Origin of the sequence: Nocardia sp. NPDC049149 (assembly GCF_043197455.1) — a bacterium.
Taxonomy (GTDB): Bacteria; Actinomycetota; Actinomycetes; order Mycobacteriales; family Mycobacteriaceae; genus Nocardia.
Genome location: NZ_JBICTD010000015.1, coordinates 1 through 20,634, shown reverse-complemented (window position 1 = coordinate 20,634; position 20,634 = coordinate 1). Strand labels below are relative to the sequence as shown.

The window sequence follows — 20,634 nt, the reverse complement described above, 5'->3', positions numbered from 1 at the left end:
CGCATTCACCGGGTTCCACCGCACGATCACTGCCATACGTCTTCGACGTAACGTCCGGATGCGCTGAGCGTGTCGAGCCAGGCCGCGGCTTCGGCCGGGTCGGCGCCGGTGTGCTCGCGGTAGACGTCCGTCAAGGCCTCGCGGACACCGGGAGCCATGCGGGCGCCGTCGCCACAAACATAGATGTGTCCTCCGGCCTGCAAAACGGCCCATACCTCGCTGCTCTCGGCCAGGATGCGGTGCTGAACAAAACGGGCGCCATGCTCAGGCGCATGAGTGAAGGTCGGCCGGAGGCTGACGGCACGGGCGTCCTGCGCGGCTTCTAGTTCGGCGCGGTGCAGGTAATCGACGTCGGGATGATCGCAGCCGAAATAACAGAGCAGTGTGCCGGTAGCGCCGGTGTACAGGCGATCGAGGATCGCGCCGCGGAAGGGGGCGAGGCCGGTGCCCGCACTGATCACCAGCACCGGGATGGCATGATCGTCGGGCAGCCGGAATGCTTCCCGGCACGGGTTGACCTTGGCTTGCACCAGCGCGCCGGGGCGCAGGCCTGCCAGGTAGTGGGATGCGATCCCGCGGAACGTGCCGTCGCCGCCGCGATGGGGCGCGGCGAGTAGGGAGACCATGAGGTCGACTGTGCCCGGTGCGCCGATTGCCGAGGACGAGATGGAGTAGTGGCGTGGCCGCAGGGGCGGCAGCATCTCCAAGAACAGCTCGAATGACAGTTCACAGGCACGGTATTGGCACAGCAGGTCGAGCACAGTGCGTCTGACGCTGGTCACTTCTTGATCGAACTGCTCCTGCGGTGCCGACGCCAATGCGGCCAGCGGGCGGCGTTCGGGTGGGCACGCGGTGTTCGCCGCCAGCACGGCCAGCTGTTCGCGTGTCGCCGGGTCCTGCAACTCGACGAACTCGGTGAGCAACCTGCGCAGTGTGAGCGGTCGGTCGACGGGTAGCGCGTTGCGGCTGCGGCGATGCACGTGCAGCCGGATCGTGCGATCGAGGTCGAGTGCGAACCGCTGGCCGACGCGATCGACAAGGTCGCGCGGGTTGTGCGGCAGCACCGCCAGGTGGTCCCCGGTTCGGTAGGTGATGCCCTCGGGCAGGCGCAGCCGAAGGAAATGCTTGGACCGTCCGAGCGGGTGCGCCATATCGACCAGTTCGCGGCTGTCGAGTACCTCCATCGCCGTCAACCCGTGCCGTCCGGTGAGTTGATCGGTGACCGACGCACCGACTTCCTCCATCGTGTACAGCTGGGTCGGCTCGGCACCGGATCGTTCGTCGTCTGCTGTCGGCACCCCGAACCGGTCGAGCAACGCGGCCCACAGTCGACCGGTCCAGTTGTCAACGGCGCCTGCGAAATCCCCCGAGGCGTCGGCGGCGCCGCGTTCGGTCAGCGCGGTGGCCCCGGCGGTGGTCAGCCACTGGTCGATGGTCGAGGGGACGTGCTGGTAGGTGGCGGCCCAGTTGCGGTCACCAACACCGAGTACCGCGTAGCGGATCCGGGACAGGGAGTCAGGTTCGAGCTGTTCGAGCCAGGAGTAGAACTTGGCGGCGTCATCGGTGGGTTTGCCGTTGTAGGAGGCGGCGACGATCACTACCGCGCCGTCATTGCCAGGGAGGATGTCTATCGCGTCGTCGAGTGCGGCCACCGTCGTGCTGAAGCCACGCTCGGCTCCCTCCGCCGCGAGATCGCGCGCGATACCGGCGCACGTGCCCAAGTTGGATCCATAGAGCACAGTCAATGTGGTGCCCGCGGCCTTGCGGTTGGTCGTTTCTGCTGGTCCGGTAGCCGTTCCGCGCGCAGCGACGGGCAACCGCCGTTCCGCAGCGCTGCGCCTGGCGAGCCGGAGGGTGAACCCGTCCGGTTTGATCGTCAGCGATTGCTTGATCTTCAGCTGATAGTCGGCGTGATCGAGCAGGCGGTAGCGGTGCACGAGCAAGCCGAGCACCAATGTCGCTTCGTGTAGCGCGAATTGGCGGCCGATGCAGGCGCGCTCACCACTGCCGAACGGCTTGAACAGGTGCGCAGGCCTGGTGGACTCACGTTCGGCGGAGAACCGCTGCGGGTCGAACAGTTCGATGTTCTCGCCCCAGGCCGGATCTCGATGCAGCGCCGGGGTGAACACCAGCAGCGACTCACCCGCGCGCACCGCGTACTTGCCGCCGATCACGGTGTCCGCCAAGGGTTCTACGGCGTAGGCCGGGGCGGTCGGCCACAGGCGCAGCGACTCGTTCAGCACCTGGCGCAGGTAGGTCAGCTTGCCGATGTCCTCGTAGGACGGTTCTGGATCGGGGGTATCACCCCACAGTGCGTCCACCTCGGCCTGTGCGTTGGCAAGGACCTCGGGGTGCTTGGTCAGATAGTGCAACGCGAAAGACAATGCGCCGCTCGTGGTTTCGTGCCCGGCAATCAGGAAGGTGAGCACCTGGTAGCGGATGTTGACATCGTCGAGAGGCGCGCCGGTCGCCGGGTCGTCGGTGTGCAGCATGCGGCCGAGAAGATCGTCGGCGTTCTCGTCGGCCTGGTCTCGACGGCGTCGGATCACGTCGTCGACCAGATCCTTCATGTACCCGATATCGGTGCGGTAGCGCTCGGCCCGCCCACGCTGCAGAAGGTGCATTCCGGGCAGCGACTCGCTTTGCGCCTGAGCGTAATCCAGCGTGCGCGACAGCGCGCTGATGAACGGATGCGGCCGGTCGCGGCGGAACGAGCCGAAGTCGTAACCGAACCCGCACAACCCGATCGTGTCGAAGGTCAACCGCGTCATATCGGCCGCAACGTCGACCGGATCGTCAACGGCGCCATCCCATTTCGCGAGCAGGCTGGTGGCGACCGTCAGCATGGTCGCGTGATAGCGGCGCATCGCCGCCAGCGAGAAGGCGGGCAGCAGAATGTCGTGCGCCTTGCGCCAGTTCGGCTCGTCGTGGAAGGCGGTGAACAATCCGTCGCCGCCGATATCGCGCAGCGCGAGCAGATCGGCATGCACGTTCTTGCGGAAGCGGGTCTCGTCGGACAATTCGGTAACCAGGTCGAGGCCGGAAACCATGGTGGTCTCTTCGCCGAAGAACCGGATCTTGAAGATGGGTCCGAGCTCCTTCGCTTCGGCGAGCAGGTAGGGGAGACTGTCTGCGCCGCTGGGAATCTGCAGCGCATGACCGATCAACGGCAACGCCGGACGCTCCGGGATCGTCTCGAGTGTGTGCACAGAAGTCCCCATCAGGAAACCGCCCTTCTTCTCCGCTGCGAACGTGGTGACAGCCACGGTGCCGGGGCGGTGTCAAAGGAAGCCAAGGGCAACGGCAAGGACGGGTAAGAATCCGGGCGAACCAGTGGCTGGCTCGATGACGCCCCTTAGCGCCGCCGAGTCTGGCCGCCGGGTCGATGCTGGATCATCGGGTGGCGGAGTCGTCGCGGCTCTCCTGGCTGCTTGCGGCGAGCGCGGCGACCAGCGGTTGGATGCGGTAGTCGACGAGTTCGCGCATCACCAGGGCGGTGTTGGTGCGTTTGACGCCCTTGATGTCGAGGATCTGACCGGCTATCCGATAGAGGTCGTCGGCGTCGCGGGCCACCACGTGGACGAGCAGGTCGGCGACGCCGGTGAGTCCGTGTACTTCGAGGACCTCCGGAATCTCGGCCAATGCCGCCGAAACCGCGGTGAGCTTGCGCTGCGTGACATGGGTGAGGACGAACGCTTGCAGCGGGTAGCCGAGGGTCGACGGCACGATGCGTCGCTCGAACGAGCGTAGGGCGCCGGACATTTCGAGTTTGTTCAGCCGGGCTTGGACGGTGTTGCGGGACAGTCCGGTGTCCGCGGCGAGCGCGAGGACGGTCGCGCGTGGCGCGTCGGCGAGCGCGAGCAGGATCCTGGCATCGATCTGGTCGACGGTGTGTGTGCTTGGCATTGTGACAACCCCGTTCTCGTCACGACAGGTCCGCCGTAGGCAATCTGATCAAATCCGCGTGTCAGTATTGCGCAAAACATCTCCAATTGCTGGACTTGCTGACAGTTCTGCACAACAGAACGTTCTCGGGCGGATGCGCTGCCCGAACCTCGATCACCCTGTGCCCCTGGCCGAGCCTATGTGCGCGCGCCGCAACCGATTACGCGCGAGGAGACTGCGATGAGTGCCCCGGCCGTCGATTCAGGAGTCGAGTTCTCCGGTACCCCCGAAGGGCTCGAAGCGATTCAGCAGCGGGTGCTCTGGCTGTCCACGGCGATGATCCACCACGCCAACCGGGTGCGGCCGAATCCGAGCGGGCTCAAGGTCGGTGGCCATCAAGCCTCCTCCGCCTCGATGGTGTCGATCATGACCGCGCTGTGGTTCGAGCAGCTGCGTCCCGGTGACCGCGTCTCGGTGAAACCGCACGCGTCTCCCGTGCTGCACAGCATCAACTATCTGCTCGGCGAGCTCGACGAGTCCTATCTGACCACGTTGCGTCAGTTCGGCGGACTGCAGTCCTACCCGAGCCGGGCCAAAGACCCTGACACGGTGGACTATTCGACCGGGTCGGTCGGCATCGGCGCCACCGCGCCGATCTGGGGTGCGATGGCGCGCCGCTACGTCAACACCCTCGACGGTGGCGCAGGGACGGGCCGCCAGTACTCCTTGGTCGGCGACGCCGAGCTCGACGAGGGCGCGGTGTGGGAGGCCATCGTCGACCCCGGCGTCATCGACCTGGGTGAGGTGGTGTGGATCGTCGATCTCAATCGGCAGTCGCTGGACCGGGTGGTGCCGAATATCGCGGCGGGCAGGCTGGAGAAGATGTTCGACGCCGCAGGCTGGCAGGTGATCACGGTCAAGTTCGGCCAGCTGCTCGAGTCGCTTTTCACGCGAGCGGGCGGTGCTGAGCTGCGCACTCGCATCCTGGACATGTCGAATCCTGAGTACCAGCGCCTGCTGCGCTGCACCGCCGAAGAGCTGCGCACCCGGCTGCCAGGCACCGGCCACGGCAGCGCGGCGATCGCGACGCTGATCGCCGGACTCGACGACGCGACGCTGCGGGCGGCGATCCGCAATCTCGGCGGACACGACCTCGCCGCGCTGTCGGCGGCCTACCGCCGGATCGACGACTCCCGGCCGACGATCATCATCGCCTACACCATCAAGGGTTACGGGCTGCCGGTCGAGGGGCACCCGCAGAACCATTCGTCGCTGTTGAGCACGGCCGAATATGTCCAGCTGGCAAGCGATTTGGGGATGGATCCCGATCGGCCGTGGTCGCGATTCGACGACAGCACCGCGCCGGGCCGGATGTGTGCCGCCGTCGCGGCCCGCCTGCGGCGCGATCCTATTGTGCCGGTTGGTCTTCCGGCCATTCCCGCGGATTTCGGCAGGACGCCGAAGGGCACCGCGACCACCCAGTCCGCGCTCGGCCGCGTGCTGCTCGATCTCACCCGTGCCGCACCCGAGGCCGCGCGCAGGATCGTGACCGTGAGCCCGGATGTCAGTTCGACGACCAACCTGGCCGGGTGGGTGAACAAGGTCGGGGTGTGGTCGTCGGCCGAGCGGCACGACTGGTTCGCCGACGATGCCGAAACCATCTTGCACTGGCGGGAGAAGCCCACCGGTCAGCACATGGAGCTGGGCATCGCGGAAACCAACCTGGTCGGCCTCATCGGTGAGCTCGGCGCCACCTGGAGTCGTTGGGGGCAGCCGCTTTTCCCGATCGGCGTCGTCTACGACCCGTTCGTCGAGCGCGCGCTGGAGCCGTGGTCGTACGGCATCTACGCAGGCGGTCAATCCATCCTGGTCGGCACGCCCTCCGGGGTCACCTTGGCCGCCGAGGGCGGTGCCCATCAATCCATCAAGACGCCATCGATCGGACTCGAACAGCCGGGGTGCACCAGCTACGAGCTGGCCTTCTCCCTCGACGTGGAATGGGCGCTGCTTGCCTGCCTCAACCAGCTCGGCCGCCCCGGCGGCAGCTCGGCCTATCTGCGACTGTCGACTCGGCCCGTCGACCAGACGCTGGCCGCGGTGCCGTCCGACCCTGCCGCGCGGGAGCGCCGTCGTCGCCAGGTCGTCGCGGGTGGATATTCGCTGATCCGCCGCGACGATGCCCGCGTGACGATCGCCGCGATGGGTGCGATGATGACCGAAGCCCTCAGCGCCGCAACACGACTCGACCTCGCCGGGGTCGCGGCCGACGTCCTCTGCATCACCAGCCCGGATCTCCTGTTCCGTGCCATGCAAGCGCGCCAAGGCCGCGGCACCGGCGAAACCTGGATCCTCGATCAACTCTTCCCCGCCGATCGAGCAACCCCGCTGGTCACCGTCCTCGACGGCCACCCACACACCCTCACCTTCCTGGCAGGCATCAACCGAGTGCGCCACGCAGGACTCGGCGTCACCCAGTTCGGCCAGGTCGGCACCCTCGACGACGTCTACCGCCACCACGGCATCGACACCGACGCCATCGTCCGCGCCGCCCTCGACATCGCCTGAATCCGCTGGACCACCAGGCCCGCTCACGAAGGCTCGGTCTCGATGACCGGCCCTTCGGGCGGGTCGACTGGTCAGCGATGGCGGAGGACGGCGCGGCGTTGCAGGGTGGTGCGGATGGTTTCGTGGGTGACGCCGAGTCGGTTGGCGATGTGGGCGAGTGGGTGGCCGTTGCGGTAGAGGATGACCGCGTGGGCTAGTTCGACGTCGCTGAGTTGCCGCCGAGCGTCGGGTGCGCCGGCGCGGGCGCCGAGACGTAATGCGTTCACCTCGGCGCGCAGCGCGGTCAGTTCGCCGAGAATTGTGGCGTAGGAAGCGCTTTCGGCGCTGCTGTCCTGTCCTTTGGGTCCGTGATCGTCCGCTGCCCTGACGTCTTCGGCCGCGCTCACCATGACGGCGAGGAACAAATTGAGCACGACAAACGTGGAGACCAGGATGTAAACGAGGAAGAAGATCCACGCCAGCGGTTTCTCGGCCATCACCGTGCGCGCGATATCCGGCCACGCTTCGCCGGTCATGACTTGAAACAGTGTCCACATGGACGTGCCGAGACTGCCGAAGTACTCCGGGGTTACCGCACCGAACAACTTGGTCGCCATGACGGCCGCCACGTACAGGACCAGCGCGAGCAAGCCGAGGATGGATCCCATGCCCGGCATCGCGGCGAGCAGGTTGGCCACCACTCGTCGCATGCTCGGGCTGACCGAGACCAGCCGAAGCACCCTGAGGATGCGGAAGGCTCGCAGCACTGAAAGCCCTCCAGATGCGGGCACCAGCGCAACGCCGATCACCAGGAAATCGAAAAAATTCCACGGATCGCGAAAATAGCTGGGCCCGTAGGCATATAACTTGAGCAGCATCTCGAGGACGAATATGCCGAGCGCAACCGTGTCGACCAGATGGATCGACCTGCCTGCGATCGCCATCAGCCATTCGGACGTTTCCGCACCGAGCGCCGCCGCGTTCAGCAGAATCACCGCGACGACGAGCCGCTGGCATTGAGATGACTCGACAAAGCTTCGTGCACTTTCACGTGTCAACACCGACAGCCCTCCTGATTCGACATCATGCAAGTCGTCGTTACTGGCGTATCTGGCAGAGCGAACGGATCCGGGGGCAGTATCCTACGACGCCCGATCCCGCACGATCCGACCCCCACGCTCGTCGGAGTGTCGGAATTCCTTGGTGGAGAAGCACTTCAGAACGGTTAGGCAGAACTTAACGCTCCGGCGCTCGCCGGGTTGTTTCGATAATGTCGCTCGCGGTTTACGCAGCCGACCGGCTGTGGCGAGGAAGCGGGCGGCGAATGTCGCTCCACGGAAGGGGTATCCACTGATGAGGGCGCGGCGAATGCTAGCGGGAATAGTGTCGGCGGTGCTCGCTGCGCTGGTGTTCGGAGGGGTGGCGGCACCGGCGCAGGCGGATCCGCTGCCACAGTTGGCGACGATCGGCAGCACGCTCTACAGCTTCGGCGACGCGAGTCTGTGTGCGGGCGCGATCGACTTGGCGCTCGAGGCGGCTCCCCACCGCCCGGGGCACGTGCTTGCTCACGTGACACCACGCGGCTATCTCGGCGGCCCGTGCGGCAACCAGGTGAAGCTGGGCTGGGTCGGCTCTGCGGGTCTGCAGACCCGGGATGTCTACGTCTACGCCGATGCGGCGCCGGGCGAGACCAGCACCACGGACCTGTGGGTCGGCACGGGCCCGGCGAAGGTCATGGCCATCGCGTGGCCGATCCGGAGCACCTTCGCGGAGTGGTACCTGTTGGTGCCGTAGGGGCTGATTCACCGCGCAGGCCGCGCAGGACGGAAATGTCCTGCGCGGCCTGCGTTTTCCCGATGCCTATCCGGGGATGGTGACGCTCAGCGGAACGTTCACCCAGCTCGGCTGGCCGGGGTCGAGCCGAAGGTGCTGGGGCGCCAGTTGGCTGTCCACCAGGGCGAGCATCGGCGGCAGACCCTTGGGCAGGTTGCTGGCATAGATGTCGATGCGGAGCCGATGGCCAGGCTGCAGCACCGCATCGGTGGGATCGAGGGCGATGTCGAGGGTGAGGGGCTGTCCTGGCTCGACGGGCTCGCGCCGGTCCAGGTCCATGTAGTACTCGGGCCTGATGTAGTCACCGTTGGCCGCCCTGATGCTCTTGGCCTCATCGATCTGGCGGATCGACGCCAGTAGTTGCCCCGAGCTGATTTCACGGGAGCGGCCGTCGGGGAACACATCGTTGACGGTGACGACCCAGTACCCGTCCGGGTGGTCGAGCACGGTGTTGAGGTGCGCGTTGATCGGCCCGGAGAGCACTGTCGGCTCGGTCACCGGGCTGCTGGTGAAGGTGAGCCCGTTCTGCTCCCAGATTCGCGAATCCTGGTCGCACGCCATGATGATCGACGGAATCCCGGCCCAGATGCGGGACGTGTCTCGCGAGCACACGCTCAGCAGGCTGGGCGCCACGGTCAAGTCGTTGATCGTGCCTTGCACCGGGTCGGCCGAAAGCCCGCCGTCATAAAGCGAGTTCGCCGTGCCCGAGCGTCGATCGTTCAGGTACATCCGCTGATGCGTGCCTGGCGCCCGGGGGAACGACGGCGCCGAAGTCCATTCGCCACCTTGCTGTTTCAGCGTGAGCGGGCTGTATTTGTCGATGCCGTTGTCGATCCCCTTGAGCCACTTGTCGAACCAGGCCCGCTGCAACACATCCAGCCGCGGTGGCATCCCGGGATGGCCGAACCCGGCGAGCCCGGCCCCGGCGTGGAACCCTTCGCCGACGATCAGCTTCTTCTGTTCGGTCGGCAGCGCCAGATCGTTGTAGGTGTCGGTGGGCGTGCTGCCGAAGATGTCCCACCACGCGCTGGCCAGAAAGGTTGGTGCGGTGATCTTTTCGGTGTCGGCCTGCATGCCTTTGCGCAGATCGGAATCCGGGTCGATGAGCGCGCGGGTCTTGGGGGTGAGCTGTCCGGTGTTCATAGCGGTGAAGGCGTTCGCGACCACGTCCATGAAGGTGAGCGGATCGGCCAGCCGATCTTTGAACCATTGCAACTGCTGTGCCGGATCGAAGCGGCCCGCGATGATCGACTCGACATCGGGGGCGAACTTGGCCAGATTCACCGACATCGGCCAGAACGCCGCGAAGCCGAAACCCACTCCGCCGCCGGGGATCACGATGTCGTCGATCAGATCGGCGCTGGGGACGAATCCGAAGACCGCCTTGATCGCCGGGTTTCCCCGGTCGGCGGCGCGGAGGGCGGCGATCGCTGTCGCGGAGGTGCCCTTGACGGCCACCGAGCCGTTGCTCCACGGCTGCTGGGTGATCCAATCGATCACCTCGGCCGCGTCCTGGCGTTCCTTGTCGCCGAACAACTGCCACTGCCCCTGCGAGGTACCGGTGCCACGAATATCGACGTGCACCAGGTTGTAGCCGCCCTTGACCAGATCGAAGTTGTGCGCGGCCGCTTGCAGCAGCCCGGCATCGAGCTGCCTGGTCAGATCCGTCAGGCCCTCCAAACCGGATCCGGGCGGGGCGCCGATCGACGCCAACGCGGGCAAGAGGACCTCATCGATGCCGGGAATCTGGAGCATCGCGGAGGCCAGGTTGACGGCGATCTTGCTGTAGGTCTCGAATTCGACGATGGTTGGCAGCTTTTCATCGACCGGTCGGCCGCCGTTGCCCGGCCGCTCGACATCGAGCTTGATCACGGTGCCGTCGCTCATCGTCACGGGTATCGCCAGGTCGGGAAAGATCTGCGAGTACGGCTGGGGCCCGTCGACGGCCGCGGTCCACGATGCCGCGTAGGGGCCGCCGGTGATGTCGGTGAACCCTGCCGGCGGTTCGGCGGCCGCGAACGGCGACACCGTCGCCGCGCAGAAAAGTGTTGCGGCGAAAAGTAGTGCGGGTCGTGCGAATTGCTTCGTGCGGGCCCGTGCTTCCATCTCGATCCATTCTGTCCGATTGCGGTTGGCGGCTTTTCCGCGCGTATCGAGGTGGATACCGTCGGCCGCGAGGCCGGTGCGATCGGCACCGTCTCGGTCGAAAAGCGCCCGCGACGGCCGGTTGTCTGCGGCGCGGTCCGCCGGCAGCTGCGACCGGCCGCGCCACAGTGCTTGCTCATTGCTGCCTGAGTATGGCGGTGCGCCGCACGTTCCTGATTGCTCCAGGACGACAAGTTTTTGTCCCGGTGCACTAGTGCGGAGGGCAGTCCGCACTGCCAAGTTTTGCCATTTGGTAGCCGAAGACCCTGCAATTTGTGATACTCACTGTCTCGGAAAGATCAATCGTGCACGAACGACCGGTCTGGCCTGCGGATCAGTGGCTGGCGAGCAACCGGTCCGGCTGCGACGACGCAGCCGACGAGTCCGGCCGAAGGTTGGTGATCCAGCGGTGGTGATCATGGCGCGCGCGGCAAGTCTGCGCGGTTACCCGGCGCTCGTCGCCGAACTCGGCGGTGACGGTGAGCGGCTGCTCGAACGCTTCGGCATCACCCCGGCCGCGGTGAACGACGACGATGCCGTCGTTCCCGGCGAGGCGATCGGCTGGGCATTGCAGGCCGCGGCGGCCGAACTCGACTGTCCTGATTTCGGGCTGCGGCTGTCCAGCCGTCAGGACGACAGCGTGCTCGGCGCGTTGTCGGTTGCTATTTCCAATGCCGCGACCCTCGGCGATGCGATCTCCTGCGCGTCCAAGTACCTGTTCGTGCACCACGCCGGGATTTCGCTCGCCCTGGTGCCGGACCCGGAGAACCAGCCGGGCGTGGTGGCGATCAACCTTCGTGATCCAGGGGAGGCGAACGGATTCGCCCAGGGCATCGATCTGTCGGCGGGCAGCATCCACCACCGATTGCGTCGCGCGGTCGGCGACTACGGCTTGCGGAGCATTCATCTGCCGCACCCGCCCCTCGCACCCGCCGCCCGCTACGCCGAATTCTTCGGTGCCGAGGTGCGATTCGAGGCGAGCACCACGCTGTTGCGCATTCCGGCCGACATACTGAACCGGCCGATACCGTGCAGCGACCAGGTGCTGCGCACGATATCGATGGACTACCTGGCCAGGAACTATTCGGAGTTCGGCAAGAGCATGACGGCGCGCGTCCGAATCACCATCGACCACAACTTCACCGGCACGAAGCCCGACATCGACGATGTCGCCAAGCGGCTGTCCATGCACGGCCGATCGCTACAGCGCGCGCTCGCGGACGAGGGCACGACCTTCAGCGAGGTGCTCGACGGCGCCCGCCGCGACGTCACCTACCGGCTGCTCCGCGAAACCGACATGCCGATGACCGAGATCACCGCGTTGATCGGACTGCGCGAGCAATCCACCCTGACCAGAGTGGTCCGCCGCTGGTTCGGCGCGACCCCACAACAAGTGCGAAACTCCGCACGCTCCGAGCGCGGCGGCGCTACCCGAATCCAGGTGGCGCACAAGGGAAACACGTTGCTGTTCGAGCACCGATCGCTCGAAGCGGAGAAGCGAAGCGGGTGATGGGAACAGCCACTCCCGCTGGGCATCCGGCCATGCACACGTTCGTCGCACAGCACACCGAGACCGCGTTGCAGGTGATGACCTCCCGCGACGGTGTCATCCAGCGGCGGTTCGTTGCCACCATCGCGCAGCTCATCCGCGAGGACATCGGCGAATTCGACGATATTGCCGCGCGCACCCTGGCCTATGCCATCGTCCGGATCGGCGAATCCTTCTATTTCCGTGAACTGATCACCGGCGAGCCCGACGACATCGATGCCGCGGCCACCGTCATCCGCCGATTACTCAAATAGGACGCGAGTTGTCCTCGCCCGCATCGCATTCGATCAATGACCTCGGCTCGCCGATGTGTCGGCTCGGGTGGCGAAGGCGGCGCGGTACTCCTTGGGGGTTACGCCGACGATCCGGCGGAAGTGGTGGCGCAGTAGTGGTCCGGTGCCCATGCCGGTGGCGCGGGCGATCTGCTCGACATCCAAGGTGGTGTCCTCGAGCAGATGTTGGGCGCGGCGGATGCGTTGCAGGGTGAGCCAGCGGTGTGGGGTCGTGCCGGTTTCAGCGGTGAACCGGCGCAGCAGGGTGCGGGTGGACACGCTGGCGCGGCGGGCGAGCTCGGCGACGGTGTGTTCGACGGTGAGGTCGGTGAGGATCTCGTCGAGGACTGGTTGCAGGCTCGCGTCGGCGCTCGCAGGCACGGGGCGGTCGACGAACTGCCGTTGTCCGCCCTGCCGGTGCGGTGCGATGACCATCCGTCGGGCGATCAGATTCGCTGCGGCGGAACCAATTTCACGTCGGACCAGATGCAGGCAGGCGTCGATGCCCGCCGCGGTGCCCGCGCTGGTCACGATCGATCCGTCGTCGACGAACAGCACGTCAGGATCGATGTCGGCACGGGGGAAGCGTTGCTGGAAATCCTCGACGTAACGCCAATGGGTGGTGCAGCGCCGTCCATCCAGCAAACCAGCGGCGCCGAGGAGATACGCGCCGCTGCACACCGAAAGAAACATCGCGCCACGGTCGTGCGCGGCGCGCAGCGTGTCGAGGACGACCGGTGCGTACTCGCCGCGGACCGTCGCGGCGGGCACCACCACGAGATCCGCGTCGGCCAGACCTGCCAACCCCACCGCGGGAACGAGCGCGAAACCCTGTGCGCAGGGCAGCGGCTCGCCGGGGCGTTCCCCGCATACCCGGAAGTCGAAGGACGGCCCACCCTCCGCGGTGCGGTCGACGCCGAAGACCTCGCAGACAACGCCGAGTTCGAACGGCATGAAGTCCTCGACGACAATCGCGGCGACCGTGTGCAGCATGGTTTTACGCTAATCGGTGCAGGTCGGGCCGGGTTTTCGCCACGCGGTGCTAGGGCGTGTCGATGATGGTGGCATCCCGGTGATACAGCTTTGCCACGATCGTCCACTCGCCGTCGACCAAGAGCAGGTTCAGGAAGTCGACCATGACGTTGTCGTTGAGCCGTAGTCGCACCTTGGCCATCGCCATCTCCGGCGACAACATATCGATCCAGAGCACCGCGTCGTAGCGGGGCGCGTTGTTCTGCAGCGGTGACCGCCGCCCCAGCATGAGCTCGCGGTACTCCTCGCGCGAACGCACCACAACCTCACCGTCCTGGGCGGAGTACAGCACTGCCGCAGGATGGAACACCCGATCGAACAGGCTCATATTCTGGGTGTAGAGCAGCTCGAAGTAGTCCAGGAGCATTTCTTCGATCCCGGCCGTGCTGAGCTTTTCATCGGTCCTGGTCATGCCTGATCTCCTCGCTGATTGCCGATCACATCCGCAGCGATTCTTCAGCAATCGCAAGGACCGGCACCAGCAGCGAAAACGCCGTTCGCCGACAAGAAACCGACGGTGGATCGCTAGGCGAGTCCGTGGCGGCGGGCGTAGTCGATGGCGGCGGTGCGGTCGCGCGAGGCCGTTTTGGCGAAGATCCGGTTGATATGGGTCTTGACGGTGTTCGCACTGAGGAAGAGTGCTTCGCAGATTTCGGTGTTCGTCATGCCGCGGGCGACGAGCGAGAGGATTTCGCCTTCGCGGCGGGTCAGCCCGTCGGGTAGTTGCTGGGCAGGCTCGGGCAGGCCGCGGGCGGCGGCGAGCAGGGTGTCCTGCACGCGCGCGTCGAGCACGGCCATGCCGCCGACCGCAGAGTGCAGCGCCCGGACGATGCCAGCGCGATCGGCGTCCTTGGTCAGGAAGCTGCGGGCGCCGGCGCGCAGGGCCGACAGCACCGAGGCGTCGTCGGCGTAGGTCGAGAGAATGACGACGGCGACGTCCGGGTGGTCGGCGGCCAATCGGGTCGAGGTCTCGATACCGTCGAGCACCGGCATCCGCAGATCCAGCAGCACGGCATCCGGGTTGTGCTCGGCAACCCGGTCGAGGGCTTGCTGTCCGTCGGCGGCGGTGGCAACCACGTCGATGTCGGGTAGCACGTTGAGCATGAGGGCTAAGCCCTCTCGAACGCTGGCCTGGTCGTCGACAACGATGATCCGCAACGGCCTTTCGGCATCCATCGCCGCGTTCACGCTCCACCCCTTAGTGTCGGACATGTCGTGCACGTCTCGGTCGCCGGTGAGCAGGTTCAGCGAAGTCGACAGTGCCTGATCGGTGATCTGGACCGGTGCGGGCGAAACCTCCAGGGACAGATTCACCTCATCATCCTTTATAACCGGCGGGACTGGCGTGACTGGCGGCAACCGAACTCTCCTGGCCTATCGGATAGCGGGCTCGGTAGCGTAGTCGGTCAGTTTGGCCGTTTCGTTACCGTGCGTTTCGTCACCGCACGGGGGGTGACTGTCGTCGTGCCGGGTCGTGCGCTGCTTCGCGGGTCCGGCGCTCGACGTCAGTTCGGTACTCGCGCGGTGACCACCCACCGTCCCTGGCGGGCTCCCGCGATGACGGTGCCGCCGAGCGGTAAGAGCCGCTCCCGCATGCCGAGCAGCCCGTAGCCGCCGTCGACTGTCCGGTACCGCTGATCGGAAACGTTGTCGTTCAACGGATTCTCGACGGTGAGCACGACGTCGCCCGACTCGTAGCGCAGCACAACGGTGATCGGTTGGTGCGGCGCGTGTTTGGCGGCGTTCACCAGCGCTTCGCCGGTCACCCGCACCAGCGCGAGCGCGGTCTCCGGTGTAGGCCACTGCGGCGCGTCCGCGACGGTCAGCGTCACCTCGGTGTGCTGGACTTCGCGGTGCCGGTCCACCAGCGCGGCGAGTTCCTGATCGAGCGGGCGGAGCTCGGATCGCAGCCCGTGCACGGCGCGGTGCGTCTCCTTGAGTCCTTCGCGTGCCGTCTGCTGCAGTTCGACCAGCAACTTCAGCGCGCTGTCCACGTCGCCGAGGTCGGCGAGCACGGTGTGCAGCACCTCGAGCTGGATGCCGAGCAGACCGAGCGAGCCGGCCAGCACATCGTGGATCTCCCTGGCCATCCTGGCCCGTTCGGCCAAGACGGCATCCTGCTGGTCTTGCCGTATTAGGCTGGTATCCGGCTGTTGTGCGGCTGTCGTGGTGTCGAAAGTGTGCGGTGCATCACGTCGGTCGCCGAGCTGGATGGTCTGGAAATCCCGGTTACCGCATTGGTCCGGAGGGTAGCCCGACCATGACGAAGCTGAGGGCTCGACTGCGTGCATGGTTCCACCACACCTCAGCCGAGTCGGTTTTGTCAACGTGGGGTCGGCTCGTTGCCCGCAAGCCGACTCCGTCCCTGTTTATGGGGTTCTGCGCTGTATGCTGGGTCAGTCCTCGGGCGTCGTCGATGGGCTCGGGTGGTGCACGGTGATCATCATCGCCCGCAATCGGTGTGACGTCGTCACCCCTGCGGGGTGATTTGCCCGCCGCGGCCGAGCCGCGCTCGGCTGCGCTTGCCTCGTCAGGTCCGCAGCAGCGCCGCTGACCATTGCCTTCGGCTCTGCCCGATGCAGACCGTGAACTCGTCCTGAAAAGTTCACCCTCTGCGGCGACGCAATCACCCTGGTTCCTGGGACATCCTGCTAGATGTAGCTGGAGTCTGTGATCGAAAGGGGGCCCGTGTCCGCTGGCGCGACGCAGACGACGGTCCTCGGCGCGGGGTCCCGGTGATCGACGTGTTGATCATGGGGGCCAGTTGGGCCTCGACGCCACATCCGGTGACCAATACTTTTGCGGCTGCGCTGGATCCGGCCCGGTTCCGGCCACGCCTGGTCTCAACCTCCGAGACCGGAGCGAGCGGCAAGACCGAACTCATCGGTGAAGTCCTACGCTGTCGCGAGCCGGTCGTGCTCGCCGGCTATGCGCAGGGCGCTGCCATCGCCGGTGATGTCGCCGCGCAGGTGTGCCGGGGCGGGTTCGCCGGAGTCGAGATCGCCGGATGTGCTCTCATCTCGGACCCGTATCGCCCGGCAGGCATGTCCATCGGGACCGATCCCGGCGGCTGCGGCATGCTCGGCCAGCGCACGATCGACACGGTGCCCGCGTACTGGGCGGCTGCTCGCGGCGACCTGACCACCGCACTTCCGGTCGGCAGCGCACTGCGCATCACCGCCGAGGCATTCGAATACCCCGACCTTTCGACCGAGGAAGAAATGGTCGGGTGGGGCAGAAGGCTCGTGGACGCGGATATTCGAGAACAACTCCGCGAGTTCCCGTTCGGCCTGCGCATGTGGGATTCCAGGAGCGCCGAACTCAGCGAATTGAGCGCATTTTTGTTCACCAAGCCCTACGTCGACGAGTACCTCGGCGAGGGTGGCGCCGCCGCGCTGGCGCACGTGCTCAACCGCGAGCTGAACGTATGTTGACGTGTACCGCACGCCCCAACATCGACAACAACCATCGATCGATTCGGTCGAAATTTCGTAGCGAAGTCGCGCTGCACAGCGCACCAGGATTGAGAGTCGGGTGGATCGGGTGAATTTCGACGGTAACGGCGAGATGGAGAACGTGGTCGTGCCCGCACCGGCGCGGGAGGACCTGTTCCCGCTGTCGCCGGCACAGCTGGGTATCTGGTACGCCCAGGCGCTGGATCCGCAGGTGCCGATCACCATCGCCCAGTACGTCGACCTGACCGGCGACCTCGACCGAGAGTTGTTGCGTCGGGTCGCCATCGAGGCGTCGAACGAGATCGGGTCCGGCCTGATCTGCCTCACCGAGGTCGACGGCGAGCCGATGCAGTACATCGACCCCACCATCCCGGACCGCGACAGCATCTACTACATCGACCTGCGCGGGGCGGCCGACCCGGCGGCGCGCGCACACGAGTGGATGCGCGCCGAATACAGCCGTCCCATCGATCCGTTCCAGGATCGCCTGATCCGGCTGGCCACCCTGCAGTTGGACGAGCAGCACTGGTTCTTCTATCTGCGCGCGCATCACATTATCCTCGATGGCTTCTCGGCCATGACCTATCTGAACCGCGCCGCCGAGCTGTACACCGCTTACGCCACCGGCACTGAGCCGTCGCAGCCGAAGGCCACGGACCTGCGGGATCTGGTCGACACCGAATTCGCCTACCGCGAAAGCACCCGGTTCGAATCCGACAAGGCCTACTGGGCCGAGCGGGTGGCGGGCTTGGAGGAGGGCACCAGCCTGGCGGGCCGGTCCGCGCCCCCGGCGCCGCTGAACTTCGTTGCGGGCGCGGCATTGTCGCGCGGCAGGCGTCAGTTGCTGGATGCCGCGGTGCAGCGGCACAATTCGTCACCCTCGGCGCTGTTGCTCGCGGGCTTCGCGGCGTACCTGGCGCAGTGGACCGGCAGCGAGGACGTCATTCTCAGCCTGCCGGTGACCGCGCGGACCACCGCGGTGATGCGCCGCGCCGCCGGTTTCGCCTCCAATATCGTGCCGCTGCGGCTGCGCATCGGGTACGACATGGATGTCGCCGCATTGCTGCAGGCGGTGACGGTCGAGGTGTCCGGCGCGCTGCGGCATCAGCGCTACCGGCACGAGGACATCCGGCGCGACAGCGCGAATCAGGGCGCGGTCACCAAGGAGTTCTTCGGACCCTGGGTGAACATCATGCTGTTCAACAACCAGATCGCGTTGGGCGAGACGACCGGGCACATGCACGTGTTGTCCACCGGCTCGATCGAGGATCTGAGCGTCAACTTCTATCAGTCGATGGGCGGGGACAGCTTCCACATCGACTTCGAGACGAACCCGAATCTGTACACCGCGGCCGAGGCGCGCAGGCACAGCGAGCGATTTCTGGAGTTCTTCGATCGGTTGCTGGCCGCAGGCGCGGATGAGCCGGTCTGGGAGCTGCCGATCACGACCGAAGCGGAGTTCTCCCGCACGCTGTCGGTGTGGGGCACGTCGGGTCATCGGGTGCGCGACACCACGCTGCCCGCGTTGCTCGATACGCAGATCCCGCTGACGCCGGAGAACATCGCGCTCGATTTCGAGGGTGCGGAGCTCACGTATGTGGAGTTCGGTGCGCGGGTGAACCAGCTGGCGAGGTTCCTGATCGCTGATGGTGTGGGTCCGGAATCTCTTGTGGCGCTGGGTATGCGGCGGTCGCTGGATTTGGTGATCGGTATGCATGCGGTGCTGAAGGCCGGTGGTGCGTATGTGCCGGTGGATCCGGATCATCCGGCTGAGCGCACGGCTTACATTCTCGAGTCCGCGAGCCCGGTCTGCGTGCTGACCACCTCCGGTGACGAGCTGGAGCTGCCGGAGACGGTGCGCCGGGTGGAGATCGACACCCTGGATGTGTCGGCGTTCTCTGATGCTCCAGTGACGGATGCGGATCGTTCGGCCTTGCTGCGCCCGGACAACACGGCGTACGTCATCTACACCTCCGGTTCGACGGGTCGGCCCAAGGGCGTCGCGGTCAGTCATCGCGCGATCGTGAATCAGCAGTTGTGGATGCTCGACGAATATCGACTGACCGCAGCCGATGTGTATCTGCAGAAGACTGCGACGACGTTCGACGTGTCGTTGTGGGGTTATTTCCTGCCATTGATGGTCGGCGCGAAGCTGGTCATCGCCGCGCCGGACGGACATCGGGATCCGCTGTACGTCGCGGACACGATCGCGCGGCACGGCGTCACGGTGACCGACTTCGTGCCGTCGATGCTGACCGTGTTCGCCGCACACGCGACCAAGGACCAATGTGCCTCGTTGCGTGCGGTATTCGTGATCGGTGAGGCGTTGCCGCCGGAGACCGCCGCGGCATTCCGGGCGATCAGCTCCGCGGGTCTGCACAACCTGTACGGCCCGACCGAGGCCGCGGTCTCGGTGTCCTATTGGAAGGTGACCGCCGCCGACACGGTGACGGTGCCGATCGGCGTGCCGGAGTGGAACGTCGAAATGTACGTGCTGGATTCGCGGCTGCGGCCTGCCGCGATCGGCGCGGCGGGTGAATTGTTCCTGGCTGGAAGGCAATTGGCGCGCGGGTACCGTGGTCGGCCGGATCTGACGGCCGATCGGTTTGTCGCCAATCCGTTCGGCGCCGACGGCGAGCGGATGTACCGCACCGGAGACCTGGTGCGCTGGAACGCGGCCGGTTCGCTGGAGTACATCGGCCGCACCGACTTCCAGGTGAAGTTCCGCGGCCAGCGCATCGAGCTCGGCGAGATCGAGACGGTGCTGCTCGCGCATCCTGCGGTGTCGCAAGCCGTTGTGCTGGTGATGGATACCGCGACCGGTCAGCAGCTGGTGGCGTATGTGGTTCCCGCGCCCGGCTTGTCGATCGATGCGGTGGAGCTGACCAAGTTCGGTGGCGAGCGGTTGCCGTCGTACATGGTCCCTGCCGCCGTCATGACGTTGGCGTCGTTCCCGCTCAACACCTCGGGCAAGCTGGATCGAAAAGCGTTGCCGGAGCCGGTGTTCGCCGTCGGCGCGGCAGGCTACCGGGCCCCGCGCACGCAGGCCGAGCAGGTCGTCGCCGCGGTCTTCGCCGATGTGCTGAGCTTGCCCGCGGTCGGCGTCGACGACGACTTCTTCGATCTGGGTGGCAACTCGCTGGTCGCCACGCAGGTGGTCGCGCGGGTGTCGGCAGCGTTCGGTGTCCGGTTGGGGGTGCGGGCGCTGTTCGAGACCCCGACCGTGGCCGGGATCGCGGCGCGGGCGGAGGCCGCCGGTGGCGCCGACGTCACGCCGCGGCCGCCACTGGTGGCCCAGCAGTTGCCGGATCGGGTTCCGTTGTCGCTGGCCCAGCAGCGGATGTGGTTCATCAACCAATTCGATCCCACCGCACCGATTTACAACCTGCCGTTCGTGATGCGGTTGCGCGGTGACATCGACATCGACGCGTGCGCCGCGGCGTTGTCGGATGTGATCGAGCGCCAGCAGTCGCTGCGCACGATCTTCCCCGCCTCCGGTGGCGGCGGCTACCAGCAGGTGCTGCCGATGGACCAGGTGAACCTCGATATCGACGTGCACAGCGTCGACGAGGCAGACCTGCGCGCACACCTGCTCGAGTTCGCGCAGGTCGGGTTCGACGTTTCCCGCGAACTGCCGATCCGGGTCCGGGTTTTCGCCATCACGGGCGTCCGGGAGTACGTGGTCGCTGTCGTCACGCACCACATCGCCGTCGACGGTTTCTCGTTCGGGCCGCTCGCGCAGGACATGGCGCAGGCCTACCTCTCCAGGGCCGTCGGCGAGGCGCCGAACTGGTCGCCGCTCGCGGTGCAGTACCGGGATTTCACGGTGTGGCAGCGTGCGGTGCTTGGTGGTGAGGATGATGCGGAGTCGTTGATTTCGCAGCAGATTGGTTATTGGTCTGCGCAGTTGGTGGATTTG

At 66.1% G+C, this 20,634-nt stretch carries 14 protein-coding genes; 6 read left to right on the top strand and 8 right to left on the bottom strand.

Going from position 1 to position 20,634, the window contains the following annotated elements; translation table 11 throughout:
- Positions 1–26 precede the first annotated feature (26 nt).
- A complete protein-coding gene (locus ACGFNJ_RS40035) occupies positions 27–3,221 on the bottom strand; it encodes a bifunctional cytochrome P450/NADPH--P450 reductase (RefSeq protein WP_393461150.1) in 3,195 nt (1,064 codons plus the stop codon).
- A 172-nt stretch (positions 3,222–3,393) separates the two neighbouring features.
- On the bottom strand, positions 3,394–3,906 hold the full coding sequence (locus ACGFNJ_RS40030; protein WP_393461148.1) for an Lrp/AsnC family transcriptional regulator: 513 nt from the start codon (positions 3,904–3,906) through the stop codon (positions 3,394–3,396).
- Between the two features lie 219 nt (positions 3,907–4,125).
- Here ACGFNJ_RS40030 and ACGFNJ_RS40025 point away from each other — a divergent pair, with 219 nt between their 5' ends.
- The gene (locus tag ACGFNJ_RS40025; protein WP_393461146.1) at positions 4,126–6,450 is read left to right on the top strand and encodes a pyruvate dehydrogenase; all 2,325 of its coding nucleotides are present in this window, start codon (positions 4,126–4,128) and stop codon (positions 6,448–6,450) included.
- Positions 6,451–6,521: 71 nt separating this feature from the next.
- Here ACGFNJ_RS40025 and ACGFNJ_RS40020 read toward each other — a convergent pair whose 3' ends face one another.
- Positions 6,522–7,490, bottom strand: a complete 969-nt coding sequence (locus ACGFNJ_RS40020) for an ion transporter (RefSeq protein WP_393461144.1) — start codon at positions 7,488–7,490, stop codon at positions 6,522–6,524.
- Between the two features lie 307 nt (positions 7,491–7,797).
- Between ACGFNJ_RS40020 and ACGFNJ_RS40015 the strand changes: the two genes are divergently transcribed.
- Entirely contained in the window at positions 7,798–8,223 is a 426-nt protein-coding gene (locus tag ACGFNJ_RS40015) for a hypothetical protein (RefSeq protein ID WP_393461142.1), read from the top strand.
- Between the two features lie 66 nt (positions 8,224–8,289).
- Here ACGFNJ_RS40015 and ACGFNJ_RS40010 read toward each other — a convergent pair whose 3' ends face one another.
- On the bottom strand, positions 8,290–10,368 hold the full coding sequence (locus ACGFNJ_RS40010; protein ID WP_393461140.1) for a CocE/NonD family hydrolase: 2,079 nt from the start codon (positions 10,366–10,368) through the stop codon (positions 8,290–8,292).
- 457 nt (positions 10,369–10,825) lie between these two features.
- Between ACGFNJ_RS40010 and ACGFNJ_RS40005 the strand changes: the two genes are divergently transcribed.
- Together ACGFNJ_RS40005 and ACGFNJ_RS40000 are read left to right on the top strand one after the other, a co-directional pair.
- Positions 10,826–11,917 carry an AraC family transcriptional regulator gene (locus ACGFNJ_RS40005; RefSeq protein ID WP_393461138.1) on the top strand — a complete coding sequence of 364 codons (1,092 nt, stop codon included), beginning with the start codon at positions 10,826–10,828 and terminating at the stop codon, positions 11,915–11,917.
- Complete coding sequence (locus ACGFNJ_RS40000) at positions 11,917–12,210, top strand: QsdR family transcriptional regulator (protein ID WP_393461136.1); 294 nt, start codon at positions 11,917–11,919, stop codon at positions 12,208–12,210. Before ACGFNJ_RS40005 ends, ACGFNJ_RS40000 begins: the two co-directional genes overlap by 1 nt.
- Positions 12,211–12,243: 33 nt before the next feature.
- On the opposite strand, the gene ACGFNJ_RS39995 is transcribed toward ACGFNJ_RS40000, so the two are convergent.
- The 4 genes from ACGFNJ_RS39995 to ACGFNJ_RS39980 all read right to left on the bottom strand — a co-directional run bounded on the left by ACGFNJ_RS39995 (position 12,244) and on the right by ACGFNJ_RS39980 (position 15,368).
- Positions 12,244–13,221, bottom strand: a complete 978-nt coding sequence (locus ACGFNJ_RS39995; RefSeq protein ID WP_393461134.1) for a GlxA family transcriptional regulator — start codon at positions 13,219–13,221, stop codon at positions 12,244–12,246.
- A 49-nt stretch (positions 13,222–13,270) separates the two neighbouring features.
- Entirely contained in the window at positions 13,271–13,672 is a 402-nt protein-coding gene (locus tag ACGFNJ_RS39990; protein ID WP_393461132.1) for a nuclear transport factor 2 family protein, read from the bottom strand.
- A 113-nt stretch (positions 13,673–13,785) separates the two neighbouring features.
- On the bottom strand, positions 13,786–14,574 hold the full coding sequence (locus tag ACGFNJ_RS39985; RefSeq protein WP_393461130.1) for a response regulator: 789 nt from the start codon (positions 14,572–14,574) through the stop codon (positions 13,786–13,788).
- A gap of 191 nt (positions 14,575–14,765) precedes the next feature.
- Positions 14,766–15,368, bottom strand: coding sequence for a sensor histidine kinase (locus ACGFNJ_RS39980; protein ID WP_393461128.1), 603 nt, complete (start codon positions 15,366–15,368; stop codon positions 14,766–14,768).
- Between the two features lie 627 nt (positions 15,369–15,995).
- Here ACGFNJ_RS39980 and ACGFNJ_RS39975 point away from each other — a divergent pair.
- Both ACGFNJ_RS39975 and ACGFNJ_RS39970 read left to right on the top strand, forming a co-directional pair.
- A complete protein-coding gene (locus tag ACGFNJ_RS39975; protein ID WP_393461126.1) occupies positions 15,996–16,694 on the top strand; it encodes a hypothetical protein in 699 nt (232 codons plus the stop codon).
- Between the two features lie 100 nt (positions 16,695–16,794).
- Positions 16,795–20,634, top strand: a 3,840-nt coding sequence (locus ACGFNJ_RS39970) for an amino acid adenylation domain-containing protein (RefSeq protein WP_393461124.1), incomplete at its 3' end; no start/stop codon positions are given.